Source organism: Phytobacter palmae, assembly GCF_039409775.1.
In the GTDB taxonomy this organism is placed as follows: Bacteria; Pseudomonadota; Gammaproteobacteria; order Enterobacterales; family Enterobacteriaceae; genus Phytobacter; species Phytobacter palmae.
Genome location: NZ_JBCIVJ010000001.1, coordinates 501,989 through 519,218 on the forward strand (window position 1 = coordinate 501,989; position 17,230 = coordinate 519,218).

Sequence of the window (17,230 nt, forward strand, 5' to 3'; positions counted from 1 at the left end):
TTGACCAGAGCATTGCCACGCCCGAACCAGACGGCATCATAAAGCTTTTCGTTGGTGAGAGTGCGTTATGATTCGTGTGGTTCTGGTGGATGATCATGTGGTGGTGCGTTCAGGATTCGCCCAACTTCTCGGCCTTGAAGACGATCTCAGCATCATCGGGCAATACAGTACCGCCGCCGACGCCTGGCCTGCGTTATTAAAAAACGATGTGGATGTCGCCGTCCTCGATGTCGCCATGCCGGATGAAAACGGCCTGAGCCTGCTAAAACGTCTGCGGGCACAGCGACCGGATTTTCGCGCCATTATTCTGAGCATCTATGATACTCCTGCCTTTGTGCAAAGCGCGCTGGACGCTGGTGCCAGCGGCTATCTGACCAAACGCTGCGGCCCGGAAGAGCTGGTACGCGCGGTGCGATCCGTCGGTCTTGGCGGCCATTATCTTTGTGCCGACGCGCTAAAAGCGTTACGTGGCGGGATCGAGCCAATAAAAGTCCTTGCGTCTCTGACACCACGTGAGCGGGAGGTGTTTGATTTGCTGGTAAAAGGCTATAGCGTTAAAGAGGTCGCATTCAAGCTCGATCTCAGCCATAAAACGGTGCATGTTCACCGTGCCAATGTGCTCGGTAAACTGAACTGCGCCACCACCATTGAGCTGGTCCATTTCGCGCTTAATCATAACCTGCTGGCGAATCACTGATGTCGCGTTCATTGCGCCACTGGATCATCTCATTATTTATTGTTCTTGCCTGGGGGCCGGGCTGGCTGATGCTGTGGACGCTCAGTTTCTATCTCACCCATAACGGCCAACAGGCGGTGCTCTTTCTGCCGCATGGCGTATATCTGGCGCTGCTGATTCTGCTTTCGCGTCGCTTCTGGCCAGCTTTATTGCTCCCCCAATTAGCACTCATTTTCTGGCTTCACAGCGAGCAGCTCCTCAGTGGCTATACGATGCTGGCCGCTCCCCTGATCGGCCTGCTTCCTGCGCTGGTGACGCAACATTTCTGGCACCGCTTTCCGCTCTACTGGCAGCGATTGTCCCTGTTGTTGACTGCCGTTACCGCCAGTGCGCTGCTGTATACCCTGCTACTCGCCCCTTTTTTGCAAAGCGCCATGTTGCTGGCAGGTCTGGCCTCATTCACCGGTGGCGTGCTATTAACGCCGTTTGTCTATCTCATTTTTGAATTCTTACGTCAGCAACATCGCCATCATCTGCTTGGCCTCGACACGATCGCGCCGCCTTTGCGTACCTCGCTCATCATCTGGTGCAGCCTGTTTTTCATTATCGGTATCGGCACGCAGATGGTGCTGTCGCCACAAATTGAACGCCTGTTATTGATCGTGGTGTTCTTACCCAATGTGGTGATGGCGTGGAAGTTCGGCTGGCAGGGCGGCGTGCTGTCTGGTCTGCTCGGCAGTATGTTGATAACCATCGCCCGTCAGATTGGGGTGGGATTTAGCGACCTGCTGGAACTGGAAATCTTTCTCGCGACGCAAGCGCTGCTGGGGATTGGCCTGGGTATCGCCATCAGCCGTCAGCAACACCTGGCGCAAAACCTGCACCACTACCGCAAGCGGCTGGAGGCAGAATTACAGGCTCGCCGGGCGTTAACCGAGAAACTGATCCATACGGAAGAGGATACCCGCAAAATCCTTGCCCGCGAGTTGCATGACGAAATTGGCCAGAACATTACTGCTATCCAGATACAATCGCAGCTGGTGAAGCGAGCGGGAGAAACTGACCAGGCGCTGGAGGCAGCGAATCACATCAACGAACTTGCCAGACGCATTCACCACTCCACACGACAGTTGCTGCGCCAGCTTCGCCCGCCGGTACTGGATGAACTCTCCCTGCGAGAGGCGTTGCACCATCTGGTTAACGAATTTGCCTTTGCCGAACGCGGTATCGCCTGCCATTTCGATTACCGACTGAGCGCCCCCCCGGACAGTGAAACCCTGGTCTTCACTCTCTATCGCCTGCTGCAAGAGTTACTCAACAACGTCTGTAAACACGCCTGCGCCAGCGAAGTGCGCATCGCCCTTAGCGAGCAAAACGGCCGTCTGCGTCTCGAAGTACATGACAACGGCCTCGGTATCGCCGCCGAGAAGATGCCGGGCTTTGGTATCCAGGGCATGCGCGAGCGAGTCCACGCTCTGGGCGGCGAACTGACGCTCGAGTCGCGTCAGGGAACGCACGTAACTGTTAACCTGCCCACAATTTTGCAACAAAACCCGCTCTGACCAGGAAAAAGTCTTAGTCACCTGGGGAGTTTCTCTCATCCGCTTTCGTCTGCGCTTACCTATAGTCAGCGCAACTGGAGACCGCTATGCAAGCCATCTCATCTGCTGAAACTGAACAACGTTACCGGGCATTTCGCCCACGGTTACTGCTGTGCATGGTGGTGGGTTATGCGGCGTTCTACCTGACGCGCAAAAGCGTCAATTACGTCCTTCCGGCGCTGCAAAGCGATCTGGGATTAGACAAAGGCGACATCGGACTGATGGGTTCACTGTTTTACCTCAGCTACGGTCTGTCGAAATTTGCCGCCGGACTCTGGCACGACAGCCACGGGCAGCGCGCCTTTATGGGCTGTGGTCTGTTTGCCACCGGCTTGCTGAACGTGCTGTTCGCTTTCGGTGACTCATTGCCGCTGTTGTTGGTGGTCTGGACGTTAAACGGTTTTTTTCAGGGCTGGGGCTGGCCACCCTGTGCTCGCCTGCTCACCCACTGGTATTCCCGTAATGAACGCGGCTTCTGGTGGGGGTGCTGGAACATGTCCATCAATATTGGCGGGGCAGTAATCCCGTTGATATGTGCCTTCGCCGCCCACTGGTGGGGCTGGCAGGCCGCGATGCTGACACCAGGGATAATCAGCATGGCGCTCGGCGTCTGGCTGACAATGCAACTGCGGGGCACACCGCAGGAAGAAGGATTACCGAGCGTGGGCGAATGGCGGCATGACCCGCTGGAACTGCGTCAGGAACAACAAAGCCCCCCGATGGGCTTATGGCAGATGTTACGCATCACCATGCTGCGTAACCCAATGATCTGGCTGCTGGGCGTGTCGTATGTGCTGGTCTATCTGATCCGCATCGCGCTCAATGACTGGGGCAACATCTGGCTGGCGGAAAGCCACGGCGTCAATTTATTGAGTGCCAATGCCACGGTGATGCTGTTTGAAGTTGGCGGTCTGCTGGGAGCGCTGTTCGCTGGCTGGGGATCGGATTTGCTCTTTAGCGGGCAGAGAGCGCCGATGATTTTGCTCTTCACGCTGGGGCTGATTGTTTCGGTCGCCGCGCTGTGGCTGGCGCCGGTACATCACTATGCGTTGCTGGCAATGTGCTTTTTTACCGTGGGATTTTTTGTTTTTGGCCCACAGATGCTCATAGGCCTGGCCGCCGTTGAATGCGGGCATAAGGCAGCGGCAGGATCGATAACCGGTTTTCTCGGCGTCTTTGCCTATGTTGGCGCGGCGCTGGCGGGCTGGCCGCTGTCGCAGGTGATTGAACACTATGGCTGGTCGGGGATGTTCAGCTTGCTCTCCGTTGCCGCCGTATTAATGGGTTTACTTCTGATGCCCTTGTTGATGGCGGGCATCATGACGTCTCGCAGTCCTACAACCTCACAGGAAGGATAAAACAATGAAAGTTACCCTGCTCTCTACCCTGGTGGCGACCGGTTTGGCGCTGGCGGCATTCAGCAGCGCAGCCAAAGCGGAAGGTCGTCTGGTGGTCTACTGCAGCGCGACCAACGAAATGTGTGAAACCGAAACGCAGGCCTTCGGCGAGAAATACAATGTGAAAACCTCCTTCATCCGCAACGGTTCAGGAAGCACGCTTGCGAAAGTGGATGCGGAGAAGAAAAACCCGCAGGCAGATGTCTGGTACGGCGGCACGCTGGATCCACAGTCGCAGGCCGGTGAGATGGGACTGTTGCAGCCCTATAAATCAGCCAATCTGAGTGAGATCATGGAGAAATTCCGCGATCCGGCCAAAGTGAAAGGCAATCTCTCTTCCGCCGTTTATGTGGGCATTCTTGGGTTTGGCGTTAACACCCAGCGCCTGAAAGAGAAAAATCTGCCGGTACCGAAGTGCTGGAAAGATCTGACAAAGCCGGAATACAAAAGCGAAATTCAAATCGCCGACCCGCAGAGCTCTGGCACCGCCTATACCGCGCTGGCAACCTTCGTTCAACTTTGGGGCGAAGATCAGGCTTTCGATTACTTAAAACAGCTAAACAAAAATATCTCTCAGTACACCAAATCCGGTATCGCCCCGGCACGTAATGCCGCGCGTGGCGAAACCGCCATCGGCATTGGCTTCCTGCATGACTACTCGCTGGAAAAAGAACAAGGCGCGCCGCTGGAGCTGATCTCGCCCTGTGAAGGCACCGGCTATGAAATTGGCGGTATCAGCATTCTGAAGGGAGCTCGTAACCTGGATAACGCGAAGCTGTTCGTTGACTGGGTACTGTCAAAAGAAGCACAGGAACTGGCGTGGAAAAAGGGCAAGTCTTATCAGATCCTGACCAACACCACCGCTGAAACCTCCCCGAACTCGCTCAAGCTCGACGATCTCAAACTTATTAATTACGACATGGATAAATACGGTTCCACGGACGTTCGTAAAGCGCTCATTAACAAATGGGTTAGCGACGTGAAGATGGGCCAGTAAGCACGCATTGGCGATCATATTGCCGGGTAGCGGCGTAACCGCTTTACCCGGCCTACAACACCGGAATGCTTATGTCACAGACAATTACACTCCATCCCACACCAAAGCGGGATGCGATATTCTTTTGGGTTCTGCTTGGCGGCCTGGCCTTTGTGCTACTGCCAGGCTGGAGCCTGGATTATGGCCTGCTGGAGTCCACGCGCGATGAAATCATCGACGCCTACGGCTGGTCGCATGTTAACGTCAGTTGGTTGTGGTTTTTGCTACCCGCCGTGTTGCTGATTCGGCCTCTGAGCGAAGCCAGGCGCGAGCAGCGCGGCCGCCACTATTTTGACGCTGGCTGGGCATTACTGTGCATGGCGTTCGTGGCTATCAGCGCCACCGTAGAAGGGCGTGGCCTCGGCTATGCGGTGATTGTGCTGTTTGTCTCCCTTGCTGCCATCATGACTCTGGCACTCGCCCGCCTGGAGTGGCTCGGCGGCGACCGCTTTGTTATTGGTTCGCTGATTGTCATCGTAGCGCTGATTGGCGTCTTTATCGTCTGGCCGAGTATTGCCATCTTTATTCCGATGTTCACTACCGACAGCGGCGAATTTGCCCCGCTGGCGTTTATGAATGTGCTCGCACAGGCGCACATCATTCAGGTGATTCTGAACTCTATCTGGCTTTCCATTGCTGTGGGCGTCGGCTGCACCTTCTTCGGCCTGGTGCTGGCGATTTATACTACGCGTATTGCCAAACGCAGTGCCATTATTGGCCGCGTATTCTCCATTTTGCCTATCGTCACCCCGCCTTTCGTCGTGGGCCTTGGCGTCACGCTGATGATGGGGCGTTCCGGCTATATCACCGAATTAATGGTCGACTGGTTCGGGCTCACCAATACCAACTGGCTGTACGGGTTTACCGGTATCTGGCTGGCACAAGTACTGGCCTTCACCCCCATGGCCTTCATGATCCTTGACGGGGCGATCAAAACTATTCATCCATCGCTGGAAGAAGCCTCATACACCCTGCGCGCCAGCCGCTGGCAGACCTTTAACGGCGTCTTCGTTCCGTTGCTGAAACCAGCGCTGGCTAACGCCTTCCTGATCGTGGTGGTACAGTCGCTGGCCGACTTTAGTAACCCGCTGGTGCTGGGCGGCAACTTTGACGTACTGGCGACACAGATCTACTTCTACATTACCGGTTCGCAGCTCGATTATCAGGCCGCCAGTACGCTTGGCGCGTTCCTGCTCCTCTTCTCGCTGCTGGTGTTCTGCGTGCAATACATGTGGATCGGCAAACGTTCTTACGTCACCGTTTCCGGCAAATCCTATCGCGGCGATGTACAACCTCTGCCGGTCACACTGGTGTGGAGCGTAGTGGCCCTGCTGGCTGTGTGGGTGGCATTCAATGCCCTGCTCTACGGCAGTATTTTCTATGGCAGTTTCACGGTGAACTGGGGCGTGGATTACACCCTGACGCTGGATAACTTTATCAAGCTGTTTGGTCAGGGCATGAGCGACGGCGCATGGCCTTCTCTTCTCGATACCCTGCTTTACGCCGGGATTGCCGCCCCGATTACGGCCATTTTCGGCCTGCTGATTGCCTGGATTGTGGTTCGCCAGCAATTTAAAGGGAAAAAGACCATCGAGTTCACCACCATGCTGTGCTTTGCGGTTCCGGGCACCGTGGCAGGCGTCTCTTATATCCTCGCCTTTAACAGTGCCCCGGTGTACATCACTGGCACCGCCGCCATCGTCATTATCTCAATGGTAATGCGTAACGTGCCGGTGGGTATTCGCGCCGGGATCGCAGGCTTAGGCCAGATTGATAAATCGCTGGATGAGGCCTCACTTAGCCTGCGCGCAGGATCGTTGCGTACCATCACGCAGATTCTGCTGCCTCTGCTGCGCCCGGCGATTTTGTCCGCGCTGATTTACAGCTTTGTCCGCGCCATCACAACCGTCAGCGCCATTGTCTTTTTGGTGACGCCGGACACGCGTGTAGCGACAGCCTACATTCTGAACCGCGTGGAAGACGGCGAATACGGCGTGGCCATTGCCTATGGCTCAATCCTTATTGTGGTGATGCTCGCCATCATCTTTATTTTCGACTGGCTGATCGGTGAGGCGCGTATCTCCCGTTCCAAAGCTAAAAACCAGGCGTAACGGAGCGCGACCATGACACAAAAACATTTCGTTGAACTGCGCAATGTCACCAAGCGATTTGGTAACAACACGGTTATCGACAACATTAATCTTGCGATCCCACAGGGTGAGATGGTGACGTTACTCGGGCCGTCAGGCTGTGGCAAAACCACGGTTCTGCGTCTGGTAGCGGGGCTGGAAAAGCCGTCTGAGGGAGAGATTTTTATCGATGGAGAGGATGTCACGCATCGTTCCATTCAGCAGCGTGATATCTGTATGGTGTTCCAGTCCTACGCCCTCTTCCCCCACATGTCACTGGGGGAAAACGTAGGTTACGGTCTTAAGATGTTGGGCGTTTCACGCGCGGAGGTGAAAACGCGGGTAAAAGAAGCGCTGGCGATGGTGGATCTGGAAGGCTTTGAAGATCGCTATGTGGATCAAATCTCCGGTGGGCAGCAACAACGTGTAGCGCTGGCACGTGCGCTGATCCTCAAACCGAAGGTGCTGTTGTTTGATGAGCCGTTGAGTAACCTCGACGCCAACCTGCGTCGTAGCATGCGCGATAAAATTCGCGAGCTGCAAAAGCAGTTCAACATCACCTCCTTGTATGTTACGCACGATCAGAGCGAGGCATTTGCCGTCTCCGATACCGTGCTGGTGATGAACAAAGGCCACATCATGCAGATGGGCTCGCCGCAGAATCTGTATCGCCAGCCTGCATCGCGCTTTATGGCAAGTTTTATGGGTGATGCCAACCTGTTCCCGGCAACATTCCATCAGCAATTTGTTGATATCTATGGATACCGATTACCCGTGCCGGGGCATTTCTCGGCCCAGGGAAGCGGTACGGTGGGTGTCCGTCCGGAGGCCATCACGCTGGGTGAACAGGGCGATGACAGCCAGCGTTGCGTGATCGTGCATGTGGCTTATATGGGACCGCAGTACGAGGTGATTGTGGAATGGCACGGCCAGCGCATTTTGTTGCAGGTTAACGCCACCCGCCTGCAACCGGATGTCGGTGAGCACTATTACCTGCAGATCCACCCCTACGGAATGTTCGAACTGGCCGAAACGGCGTGAGTTATTCCCGGATGCGGCTGCGCCTTATCCGGGCAACCGCCCGCACCATCGTAGCCCCGGTAAGCGTCAGCGCCACCGGGGAAGGTGCGGCCTGAGAGTGGCAATATCCTCTGGCGTGGTGCGACAGCACCCGCCAATCAAACGCGCGCCCGCCTCCAGCCATTCGGGTAAATAATTGACCAGCGTCGGGCAATTGCTCGCGTGCTGATGCCAGCTTTTCAACAGCGGATCGTAATGTTCCCCGGAATTGGGATAAACCAGCAGCGGCAATGATGTGAGGCTGCGCAAATGGCGTAACACCGGCGTAGTCCGCTCAGGCGCAAGACAATTAACACCCACAGCCATCACCTGAGAAGAGGCAGACACGACGGCCATCACCTCCCGCAGCGGTGTACCGTCACAGAGATGCTCGCTGTCACGTACGCTAAAGGAAAACCAGGCGCGCGCCTGTGGCCACGAACGTAACAATGTAATCAACGAGCAGATTTCCGGGAACGAGGGGAGCGTTTCACATGCCAGCAGATCGGCGCCACTTTGCAACAACGTTTCGATGCGCTGCCAATGAAACGCCTGAAAATCCTCATCACAACAGACGTAATCGCCGCGATATTCCGAACCATCGGCAAGATAAGCGCCATAAGGCCCAACGGAACCGGCCACCAGTAGCGTGCCAGCCTGGGGATTTTCCTGCAGATACATTGCCCGCGCCTGGCAGGCCAGCTGGACACTTTTTGCAATCAGCTCAGCGGCCTGCGCCCCGGTGAGATTACGGGCGGCAAAACCAGCAGGCGTCGCCTGATAGCTGGCCGTGGTGGCAATCTGCGCCCCGGCGCGAAAATAGTCCAGATGCACCTGACGAATGATCGCCGGCGCTTCCAGTAACACTTTTGCCGACCATAAAGGATCGGCCAGATTGCAGCCATGCGCCTCCAGCTCGGTAGCCATTGCGCCATCTGTCAGCACGAACGGCTGGCTGGCAAGGAGCGCAGACAGCGGATGAGTACGGGACATGCCATCTTCCTGAAAGGTAACCGTCATCACTACTATGGATGATTTGCGACCACACGCAACCGCGCTCGTCTGCTGCTCAGCCGTGGATTAGTCGTAAAAATAACATAGAGAATCGGTCGCCAGGCCATATGCCCCTCCTTAGTTAAATATAATCCTGGATTTGCCTGAAATTTTTTCTCTCAAACTAAAGTGCGAAACAATTCAGGTCAACTCATTCTCAAATGATTAAATTTAACATCAGGTGATTGCCTGAAAACATTGTGATACAACCGACAAAACAACGTAATAAGGCAATGAAATCAAAAATGTAAAATGTATGTGAAATAAAAACAGTAAATTTCGTCAATAACAAATAATAGTAAAGCGTTGTCGTGATAAAAAGGGTGTAAGAATTATCGGATTTATTCAGCACCAGTTCCCTATAATATTTTGTTTTTTCCTGACCTATAAAAAATTAACCCCCTTATGCCTGAGGAAATTTTACTCAGGGCATTATTTTTACGCTTCACTTTCAGCGAGTTCACCCGGCGAAACACCTCGACCACATTTGTTGTCCGGCAAATTTCACCATTGCGGGGCAGCATGCACCAGAATTACCCGTCAGGCGCTACATCTGTGCCGTGATTTTTTCACACCACATACCAGAACGCTGACAACAAACTGAATTTATTAATGTTTTAAGTTTGGCACTGCCTTTGCTACTTAGCTTGCACTGTGTTTAATGGCGAGGCAGTAAATGATGACCACAGAATCAACCACATTAAAAAGAACACTCGGCAGCTTCCGCTTATGGGGCATTGCCGTCGGCCTGGTCATATCAGGCGAATATTTTGGCTGGAGTTATGGCTGGTCCCAGGCCGGAACGATGGGATTTTTGATTGTAGCGCTGGCGATTGCCGCAATGTATTGCGCATTCATATTTAGTTTCACTGAGCTGACAACAGCGATTCCACATGCAGGCGGTCCCTTTGCTTATGCTTATCGGGCATTCGGCCCTACCGGTGGATTTATTGCTGGTTTCGCAACACTCATTGAATTTGTGTTTGCTCCACCGGCTATTGCAATGGCTATCGGGGCTTACCTCAACGTGCAATTTCCGTCTCTCGATCCAAAATGGATCGCCTGCGGCGCCTATATCATCTTTATGGCGTTGAATATTCTCGGTGTCGGTATTGCCGCTACCTTTGAATTGATCGTCACGCTGCTGGCGATATTTGAGTTGCTGGTCTTTATGGGTGTCGTTGCACCGGGCTTTTCCTGGGATAACTTCACGGCTAACGGCTGGGCAGGCGCAGAAAGCTTTAGTGGGCTGGCATTGTCGGGTATGTTTGCTGCCATCCCGTTTGCTATCTGGTTCTTCCTGGCGATTGAAGGTGCGTCAATGGCGGCCGAAGAAGCCAAAGACCCGCAACGCACTATTCCTCGCGCGCTTGGCGGCGGCATACTGACACTGACCGTACTGGCCGTTGGCGTGATGATATTTGCAGGCGGCGTGGGCGACTGGCGCGCCCTGTCGAACATAAATGATCCATTACCGCAGGCGATGAAAGTCGTGGTGGGTAACAGTAGCGGCTGGTTGCACATGCTGGTCTGGCTGGGGCTGTTTGGCCTGGTGGCTTCCTTCCACGGCATTATCATGGGTTATTCCCGTCAGATTTACTCTCTGGCGCGGGCGGGCTATCTGCCAGCAAGCCTGGCAAATCTCAATCGTAAAACGCGCACGCCGCATCTGGCGATTCTGGCTGGTGGCGTGGTGGGTATCGCGGCAATTTTCTCCGATTCACTGATCACCATTAGCGGTATGCCGCTGACCGCCTGCATTGTGACGATGTCAGTATTCGGCGCTATTGTTATGTATATCATCTCGATGGCTGCGCTATTCAAACTGCGCCGCAGCGAACCGAACCTGGTGCGTCCGTTTAAAGCGCCCCTGTTCCCGATTGCGCCCGCGTTTGCACTGGGCATGGCGGTACTCTGCCTCGTCGCGATGGTCTGGTACAACACCCTGCTGGCGCTCATTTTCGCGCTGATGATGCTGGGGGGTTACATGTGGTTCCGTATAACAGCACCAGCCCGTGAACGTGCGGCGATGGATCCGCAACTGCGTGCGCTCTCCTGAGGAGGCGAAATGTATAAAACGACTCTGGCGCACCGGACATACCGGTTCGCCAGTCTTAAAGAACTCATGGCAAAAGCCTCCCCGGCCCGTTCCGGGGATGTGCTGGCAGGCGTCGCGGCAGATTCGGCGGAAGAGCGCATGGCAGCGAAAATCGCTCTTGCCGATATTCCGTTGCGTGACCTTCTGGACAACCCGCTCATTCCTTACGAAAGCGATGAAGTCACCCGTCTGATCATTGATACTCACAATGCCGATGCCTTTTCCCTTATTCGCCACCTGACCGTCGGCGATTTTCGTGACTGGTTGCTGGCCGATACCACAGATTCCGCCACGCTGACGCATATTGCTCCGGCCATCACGCCGGAAATGGCGGCCGCTGTAAGCAAGCTGATGCGCAATCAGGATTTGATTCTGGTGGCCAGCAAATGCAGCGTGATTACCCGTTTTCGTAACACCATTGGTCTTCCCGGCCATCTGAGCGTGCGCCTGCAACCAAATCATCCCACCGATGATTTAAAAGGGATTGCCGCCAGTATGCTCGATGGCCTGCTCTACGGTGCAGGTGATGCGGTGGTGGGTATTAACCCGGCCAGCGACAGCCTGCCCGTCCTCGAACGGCTCAACCATATGATGGATGACATCATCAGCCGTTTTGCCATTCCCACCCAATCCTGTGTGCTGACCCACGTCACCAACACATTACAGCTGATTGAGCGTGGCGCGCCGGTAGACCTGGTTTTCCAGTCTGTTGCGGGAACCGAAGCTGCCAACAGCGGCTTTGGTATCAATTTGTCGATGCTCAAAGAGGCACAGGAGGCGGCATTAAGCCTCAAGCGCGGTACGCTCGGTAACAACGTGATGTATTTTGAAACCGGCCAGGGCAGTTGCCTGTCGGCCAATGCGCATCACGGCGTTGACCAGCAAACCTGTGAAGCGCGGGCCTATGCCGTGGCGCGCCACTTCAACCCGTTACTGGTAAATACCGTGGTTGGATTTATCGGGCCGGAGTATCTCTATGATGGCAAACAGATCATTCGCGCCGGTTTAGAAGATCACTTCTGCGGCAAGTTGATGGGGCTGCCAATTGGCTGCGACGTCTGCTACACCAACCACGCCGAAGCCGACCAGGATGATATGGACACGTTGCTGACGCTGCTGTGCAACGCCGGGCTGACGTTTCTTATTGGCGTACCGGGCGCGGATGACATTATGCTGAATTATCAGAGCACATCCTTCCACGACGCACTCTATGCCCGCCGTCTGCTGGGGCTTAAGCATGCACCGGAGTTCGCCGACTGGCTCACCCGTATGCAGATTATCGATACCCACGGACAATTACGCTTAACCGGAGCGAACCACCCGCTGTTGGGTGCATTACCACAAGGAGTGAGCGCATGAATCCACCGGATGCCTGGACATTACTGCGCGAATTTACCGATGCCCGCATCGCGCTCGGACGTAGCGGTGCCAGCCTGCCCACGCGTGAAGTGCTGAACTTTGGCCTGGCCCATGCTCAGGCCCGCGATGCCATTCACCAGCCGTTCGATAGCGAAAGCCTGGCGGTACAGTTACACGAACTGGGATTGCAAACGCTAAATGCGCACAGCGCGGCGGCAGACAGACATATCTATCTGAATCGACCCGACCTGGGACGAATGCTCAGTCAGGAGAGCCGCGATGCGTTAAAAGCGAGCCGGACACCCGCACACGACCTGCTTCTGGTCATTGGGGATGGCCTCTCTTCGCATGCGGTGCAGCGCCAGTCCGTCGGGCTGATTAAAGCGCTGCTGCCCTATCTGGAAACGCTGGGGATTTCACTTGCCCCGGTGGTACTGGCGCATCAGTCACGGGTTGCGCTGGGGGATGACATTGGCGAAACGCTCAACAGCAAAGCGGTCGCGATCCTGATTGGTGAACGTCCTGGCCTCTCCTCCCCGGACAGCCTTGGCGTCTATCTGACATGGAAACCCGAACGCAAGCGGCTTGAATCGGAGCGTAATTGCATTTCGAACATCCGCCCGGAGGGGCTGAACTACGAAGCCGCCGCTTTTAAGCTCGCCTGGCTGCTGGAGCAGGCTTTCCTGCGCAGGCTTACGGGTGTGAAGTTAAAAGACGAAAGCGATAACCCTGCCCTGCATGGGCGTGTGACACCACGTATTCACCGCTAGCCTCCTTCGCGCTTTATCGCCCCGGGGTAAAGCGCGAAGCGTAACGAAAATTTTGTTCCATACTCTCTTAACCCTGTTTGCATCCTGCGTTTGTGGAGATTCCAAGGTGAAAGAGACCGCACCTGATCCCCGTCATCATCCCGTAAGAGAGAATCCGCGCTGGCTGAGATTCGAATCACGGGTACAGCAATATGGCGCTTATCTGCTTTTTTTGATTGTCATCAGCGCCCTTGCTGGCCTGTTTTCCCATGGTTTTTTGAGCGACAGAACGCAGGAAACCGACGATAAACAACTGCTGGTTCACTACGAGCGATTCGGACGTTTGCAAAGCGATATGACGCTGGCCATGACGGTCAGGGCGCCAAAGCATGAGCAGCTCGTCATTACGCTGGGCGGCGATTTTATGCAGCAATATGAGATACGCACGCTACAGCCGCAGCCAGACCAGGTCTCGAGTCGAAACGGGGTACTGCGTCTGGAATATTCCCACGCGCATCCGGGCGAAGCCTTCGATCTCTGGCTGGGGCTGACCCCGCTGCTTCCGGGCCGCGCAACGTCGCAAATTGGTGTGGAAGGCGTATCCAGCACCGGCATCTGGCAATTTATCTATCCCTGAGGGCGAGACAATGGAAATGGTATTACGGGCAATCGCCATCTATCTGGTGTTGATGGTGGTTTTTAAAATCGCCGGACGCCGGGCGCTGTTACAAATGACCTCGTTTGACCTTATCTTGCTGCTGATAATCAGCGAGGCCACACAACAGGCGCTACTGGGAAATGATTTTTCTGTCACCGGCGCGGCACTGACCATCATCACCCTGGTGACGGTGGACATCCTGTTTGGCTACATCAAAAAATATATCAATAACGCTGAAGACATTATCGACGGTGCCCCGGTCATTCTGGTGGAACATGGTCAGATGTTGCGCGGCAAAATGAAAGAAGCCGATATCACCTATGATGACATCATGGTCTCGGCACGTAATAATCAGGGCATTGATAAGCTTGACGATATTAAGTACGCCATTCTTGAACGCAACGGCCATATTTCGATTATTGCGAAGCAGCCATAAATCGGGTCTGCGCTGCGGCTATCTGTATTTATGCCGCAGGCCGCACCCAGGGCGCCGGCTGCGGCCGGCCCCCTTAATCATCATTAACGTTCAATCAATTCCGTAAAAGTGATATTTACAAACTCCAGAAAGTTAAACGCATTTTCTTTTATCGCTGTGGTTATCAAAATCACATCCGCATAATTCCCCCTTACCGGGCAGAGAAAGCCAGGTTCAGGAAAGGACGTAAAAATCCCATTTCTGATAATTACGATCAAGATCACATTCACAAAAACATAAGAAAACCAAAAAGTTGCACCCATTAAAAAATAAATGAGAGGCACATCAACATAATTATCCCGCCGGTTCATTGACTCTTATGCACACGTGTGCATAAATAAATGCACTAAGCTAAAAAAGCTAAATTCGGGACGGTAAGCATTTATCCAGACATATTCTTATCACCATGACAGATACCCTTTCGCTGTAAATAAGCAGCGCCAGACGCGTAACGGCTAATTTCGCCGAAAGGGAGCGCTTGCTTTTTTTTACTCGTCAGGAACAGTTACGTAAATAGATCAATTACGGGTGATGCATGGAAACGTATTTCAAAGATCTTTCAGCCAGTCAGGATGCAATACGCGATGTGCTGCAAACAATGGGCCTCCTCGAAGCTGAAGAGCCCCTGCGCGTCAGCCCGCTCACGGGCGGTGTTTCATCCAACATATTGAAAGTCAACGTCGGGGAAAGGCAGTTTTGCCTGAAACAGGCACTGCCAAAATTAAAAGTGGCTAAAGAGTGGCATGCACCGCTTGAACGCGTCTTTGCCGAAATAGACTGGATGCAAACCGTCGCCGGTATCGCGCCGCATTCGGTTCCCCATATAACAGGCGTCGATCGTAAGGCGCTCTGTTTTGTGATGGATTATCTGCCCGCAGAGCATTTTCATAACTGGAAAGCACAGCTCTTAAACGGGGAAATTGATATCGATTTTGCCGCGCAGACAGGCAGCATATTAGGTGAAATTCATCAGAAGACCGCGAAAAGTGAAGCACTGGCAAAAACATTCGCCTACGACGATAACTTTTTTTCGCTGCGTCTTGATCCCTATCTTGGGGAGATCGCCCGCGTTCATCCGAAATATGCTGACTTTATTCTGGCGGTATTACGCAGAACGCAATCGACCAGACTGGCACTGGTTCATGGTGATATCAGCCCGAAAAATATCTTACGCGGCCCGGATGGCCCGGTCATTCTCGATGCGGAATGCGCATGGTATGGCGACCCGGCATTCGATTTAGCATTTTGCTTAAACCACTTCCTGCTGAAAACGGTTATTGCCGGGTCTCAGGAGAGGCAGAAAAAACTCATGCTCGCTTTTGATGCAATGTACCAAAGCTATTTTAACCGCATAACGTGGGAACCCGCCGGGGAATATGAAACCCGAGTCGCCACGCTGCTTCCCTGCTTAATTCTGGCGCGCGTCGACGGTAAATCACCAGCGGAATATTTACAGGATCAGCACGCGCATAAGGTACGTCGCGCAAGTTGCGCATTACTGGAACTTCAATTTACGCAATTAAAAGACATTACATCATTCTGGAGGAAGGAGAACGGGTTATGAGTCACATTAAAAGTGTGATGGGACGTCGTGTATGGGATTCCCGCGGCTGGCCAACGGTTGAGGTTGAAGTTCATCTGGAAAATGGTCTGTTTGGTCGCGGTATGGCACCCGCCGGGGCCTCTTGCGGGATGCATGAAGCGGTGGAATTGCGCGATGGCGGTAACGTCCTCGGCGGCAAAGATGTGCAAAAAGCGCTGTATAACATTAAACACGAAATTGCCCCGGCGCTTATCGGCACGGACATCAACGATCAGGAACTTATCGACAGTATTCTGATTGAACTGGACGGTACGGGCACCTTCTCCCGTCTGGGAGGCAATGCCTCGGTTGCCTGTTCCATGGCGGCTATCTATGCGGCGGCCAATAATGCCCACCAGCCGCTCTGGAAATATCTGGCGGGTGACCAGAAAGTGGCGATGCCGCTGCCGCAAATTCAGATTTTCGGCGGCGGTGCGCACGCCGGGCGCCGTATCGATATTCAGGATTTGATGGTTATCGCCAACGGGGCGAAATCCTTTGAAGAGGCGCTGGTGATGACCGCTGAGGTTTATCACAGCGCAGGCCGCATCATGAAACAGCGCGGTCATTTAAGCGGCGTGGCAGATGAAGGCGGCTGGTGGCCAGAATTTAGCAGCAATGAGCAGGCGCTGGACACCCTGGTGAAAGCGATTGAAGGCGCAGGTTATATTCCGGGCCAGGATGTCTCTATCGCACTGGATATCGCCTCGTCCGAATTTGGTAAAGAGGGGCGCTACCGCCTGGCGCTGGAATCTTCGGAATATGACTCCGACGGTATGTGTGAATTACTGCTCGGGTGGCTGGATCGTTATCCGATCCTCTCTATTGAAGATCCGCTGGCAGAAGATGATGAAAAAGGCCTTATCGCCTTTACTAAAGCGGCTGGTTCTCGCGTGCAAATTGTCGGCGATGACTATTTCGTGACAAATGGCGAACGTGTAAAAGCGGCAGCGAAAATAGGGGCCTGTAACGCCGTATTATTAAAAGCCAACCAGTCTGGCACCATTACCCAATTACGTAATGCCTTTGCCGAAGCGCAAAAAGCAGGATATGGCTCGATTGTTTCCGCGCGCTCAGGTGAAACCGAAGACAATATTATTGTCCACCTCGCATTAGGTTTGAATGCCGGGCAATTAAAAGTGGGCTCAATAACCCGTGCAGAGCGGACATCAAAATGGAATGAAGCTATTCGACTGGAAGAGACGAATGCTCTGGGATTTTTTGGCATAGCCGCATTAAATCATAAATGATTTTTTAATTTTATTCCGATTAGCTGAACAGGCGTTATCTCCGGGCCCTACGCATTGACCTGAATTTTCGATGTCTGTTCTGGTTGTATGAGTTTTTCCAAATTGTCG

Annotated in this window: 14 protein-coding genes; 13 read left to right on the forward strand and 1 reads right to left on the reverse strand. The window is 53.8% G+C overall.

Translation table 11 applies throughout. The features are described from left to right. Positions 1 to 67 precede the first annotated feature (67 nt). The 6 genes from AAIG39_RS02440 (at position 68) to fbpC (ending at position 7,880) form a co-directional block, all read left to right on the forward strand. A complete protein-coding gene (locus AAIG39_RS02440; RefSeq protein ID WP_343193112.1) occupies positions 68 to 697 on the forward strand; it encodes a response regulator in 630 nt (209 codons plus the stop codon). Beyond that, on the forward strand, positions 697 to 2,238 hold the full coding sequence (locus AAIG39_RS02445) for an MASE1 domain-containing sensor histidine kinase (RefSeq protein WP_343193113.1): 1,542 nt from the start codon (positions 697 to 699) through the stop codon (positions 2,236 to 2,238). Before AAIG39_RS02440 ends, AAIG39_RS02445 begins: the two co-directional genes overlap by 1 nt. Positions 2,239 to 2,324: 86 nt before the next feature. After that, the gene (gene uhpC / locus AAIG39_RS02450) at positions 2,325 to 3,635 is read left to right on the forward strand and encodes an MFS transporter family glucose-6-phosphate receptor UhpC (protein ID WP_090082745.1); all 1,311 of its coding nucleotides are present in this window, start codon (positions 2,325 to 2,327) and stop codon (positions 3,633 to 3,635) included. Positions 3,636 to 3,639: 4 nt separating this feature from the next. Next, positions 3,640 to 4,671 carry an ABC transporter substrate-binding protein gene (locus AAIG39_RS02455; RefSeq protein ID WP_090082747.1) on the forward strand — a complete coding sequence of 344 codons (1,032 nt, stop codon included), beginning with the start codon at positions 3,640 to 3,642 and terminating at the stop codon, positions 4,669 to 4,671. 71 nt (positions 4,672 to 4,742) lie between these two features. Further along, positions 4,743 to 6,821, forward strand: coding sequence for an ABC transporter permease (locus tag AAIG39_RS02460; protein ID WP_249572688.1), 2,079 nt, complete (start codon positions 4,743 to 4,745; stop codon positions 6,819 to 6,821). 12 nt (positions 6,822 to 6,833) lie between these two features. Continuing rightward, positions 6,834 to 7,880 (forward strand): ferric ABC transporter ATP-binding protein, encoded by a 1,047-nt coding sequence (gene fbpC, locus AAIG39_RS02465; protein ID WP_343193114.1) that lies wholly within the window; start codon positions 6,834 to 6,836, stop codon positions 7,878 to 7,880. Between the two features lie 66 nt (positions 7,881 to 7,946). On the opposite strand, the gene mmuM is transcribed toward fbpC, so the two are convergent. After that, a complete protein-coding gene (gene mmuM, locus AAIG39_RS02470; protein WP_343193115.1) occupies positions 7,947 to 8,891 on the reverse strand; it encodes a homocysteine S-methyltransferase in 945 nt (314 codons plus the stop codon). Between the two features lie 739 nt (positions 8,892 to 9,630). On the opposite strand from mmuM, the gene eat reads away from it, so the two are divergent. From eat to eno, 7 genes are all read left to right on the forward strand, one after another. After that, the gene (gene eat, locus AAIG39_RS02475) at positions 9,631 to 11,010 is read left to right on the forward strand and encodes an ethanolamine permease (protein ID WP_090082757.1); all 1,380 of its coding nucleotides are present in this window, start codon (positions 9,631 to 9,633) and stop codon (positions 11,008 to 11,010) included. A 9-nt stretch (positions 11,011 to 11,019) separates the two neighbouring features. After that, a complete protein-coding gene (locus AAIG39_RS02480; RefSeq protein WP_343193116.1) occupies positions 11,020 to 12,408 on the forward strand; it encodes an ethanolamine ammonia-lyase subunit EutB in 1,389 nt (462 codons plus the stop codon). After that, positions 12,405 to 13,178, forward strand: a complete 774-nt coding sequence (gene eutC / locus AAIG39_RS02485; protein WP_343193117.1) for an ethanolamine ammonia-lyase subunit EutC — start codon at positions 12,405 to 12,407, stop codon at positions 13,176 to 13,178. The genes AAIG39_RS02480 and eutC overlap by 4 nt, the downstream gene beginning before the upstream one ends. A 106-nt stretch (positions 13,179 to 13,284) precedes the next feature. Beyond that, positions 13,285 to 13,794 carry a hypothetical protein gene (locus AAIG39_RS02490; protein WP_090082763.1) on the forward strand — a complete coding sequence of 170 codons (510 nt, stop codon included), beginning with the start codon at positions 13,285 to 13,287 and terminating at the stop codon, positions 13,792 to 13,794. A 10-nt stretch (positions 13,795 to 13,804) separates the two neighbouring features. Further along, positions 13,805 to 14,251: a DUF421 domain-containing protein gene (locus AAIG39_RS02495; RefSeq protein WP_090082765.1), complete on the forward strand. Its 447-nt coding sequence runs from the start codon at positions 13,805 to 13,807 to the stop codon at positions 14,249 to 14,251. Positions 14,252 to 14,825: 574 nt separating this feature from the next. Continuing rightward, positions 14,826 to 15,854, forward strand: a complete 1,029-nt coding sequence (locus AAIG39_RS02500; RefSeq protein ID WP_343193118.1) for a phosphotransferase family protein — start codon at positions 14,826 to 14,828, stop codon at positions 15,852 to 15,854. Continuing rightward, positions 15,851 to 17,122, forward strand: a complete 1,272-nt coding sequence (eno, locus tag AAIG39_RS02505; protein ID WP_343193119.1) for a phosphopyruvate hydratase — start codon at positions 15,851 to 15,853, stop codon at positions 17,120 to 17,122. The genes AAIG39_RS02500 and eno overlap by 4 nt, the downstream gene beginning before the upstream one ends. The last annotated feature ends 108 nt before the right edge of the window (positions 17,123 to 17,230 follow it).

What these genes read in the sequence shown, in the direction of transcription:
- AAIG39_RS02480 (WP_343193116.1), top strand. Translation starts at nt 11,020, where the DNA reads ATGTATAAAACGACTCTGGCGCACCGGACATACCGGTTCGCCAGTCTT.
- AAIG39_RS02460 (WP_249572688.1), top strand. Translation starts at nt 4,743, where the DNA reads ATGTCACAGACAATTACACTCCATCCCACACCAAAGCGGGATGCGATA.
- AAIG39_RS02455 (WP_090082747.1), top strand. Translation starts at nt 3,640, where the DNA reads ATGAAAGTTACCCTGCTCTCTACCCTGGTGGCGACCGGTTTGGCGCTG.
- AAIG39_RS02445 (WP_343193113.1), top strand. Translation starts at nt 697, where the DNA reads ATGTCGCGTTCATTGCGCCACTGGATCATCTCATTATTTATTGTTCTT.
- fbpC (WP_343193114.1), top strand. Translation starts at nt 6,834, where the DNA reads ATGACACAAAAACATTTCGTTGAACTGCGCAATGTCACCAAGCGATTT.
- AAIG39_RS02495 (WP_090082765.1), top strand. Translation starts at nt 13,805, where the DNA reads ATGGAAATGGTATTACGGGCAATCGCCATCTATCTGGTGTTGATGGTG.
- eat (WP_090082757.1), top strand. Translation starts at nt 9,631, where the DNA reads ATGACCACAGAATCAACCACATTAAAAAGAACACTCGGCAGCTTCCGC.
- AAIG39_RS02500 (WP_343193118.1), top strand. Translation starts at nt 14,826, where the DNA reads ATGGAAACGTATTTCAAAGATCTTTCAGCCAGTCAGGATGCAATACGC.
- uhpC (WP_090082745.1), top strand. Translation starts at nt 2,325, where the DNA reads ATGCAAGCCATCTCATCTGCTGAAACTGAACAACGTTACCGGGCATTT.
- mmuM (WP_343193115.1), bottom strand. Translation starts at nt 8,891, where the DNA reads ATGTCCCGTACTCATCCGCTGTCTGCGCTCCTTGCCAGCCAGCCGTTC.
- eno (WP_343193119.1), top strand. Translation starts at nt 15,851, where the DNA reads ATGAGTCACATTAAAAGTGTGATGGGACGTCGTGTATGGGATTCCCGC.
- AAIG39_RS02440 (WP_343193112.1), top strand. Translation starts at nt 68, where the DNA reads ATGATTCGTGTGGTTCTGGTGGATGATCATGTGGTGGTGCGTTCAGGA.
- eutC (WP_343193117.1), top strand. Translation starts at nt 12,405, where the DNA reads ATGAATCCACCGGATGCCTGGACATTACTGCGCGAATTTACCGATGCC.